The organism is Pseudomonas sp. K5002 (assembly GCF_013386655.1).
In the GTDB taxonomy this organism is placed as follows: Bacteria; Pseudomonadota; Gammaproteobacteria; order Pseudomonadales; family Pseudomonadaceae; genus Aquipseudomonas.
This window is the reverse complement of record NZ_JACARK010000143.1, coordinates 1,816-2,350: the sequence shown is the minus strand read 5'-3', so window position 1 is coordinate 2,350 and position 535 is coordinate 1,816. Positions and strand designations below refer to the sequence as shown.

At 64.3% G+C, this 535-nt stretch carries 1 protein-coding gene; it reads left to right on the top strand.

Annotated elements, in window-relative coordinates:
• Positions 1-516, top strand: a 516-nt coding sequence (locus HX846_RS08275) for a LysR substrate-binding domain-containing protein (protein WP_256739796.1), incomplete at its 5' end; no start/stop codon positions are given.
• Positions 517-535 lie beyond the last annotated feature (19 nt).

Below are 535 nucleotides of genomic sequence, written 5' to 3'. Positions count from 1 at the left end.
GACCTGACCACCGGGCCGTCCGGCACGATGATCGAGGGTGTGTTGTCGGGGCGGCTGGCGGCGGCGTTTGTCGATGGCCCGGTGCTGCACGCGACGCTGGAGGGCGTGGCGGTGTTCGAGGAGGAGATGGTGGTGATTGCGCCGTTGCATCACGCGCCGATCACCCGGGGGCGGGATGTGAGCGGGGAGAGCATCTACACGTTTCGTTCGAACTGTTCGTACCGGCATCACTTCGAGCGCTGGTTTTCACAGGATGGCGCGGTGCCGGGGAAGATCTTTGAGATGGAGTCCTACCACGGGATGCTCGCGTGTGTGAGTGCCGGTGCCGGGTTGGCGCTGATGCCGCGGAGCATGCTGGAGAGCATGCCGGGGTTTACGGCGGTGAGTGTGTGGCCGCTGACCGATACGTTCCGGATTCTGAATACCTGGCTGATCTGGCGCCGGGGTACGGTGTCGCAGAGCCTGAACAGTTTTGTGCAGTTGCTGGAAGAGCGTGGCCTGGCCCTGGCATCGTAGCCGTAGCAGCTGTCGAGCC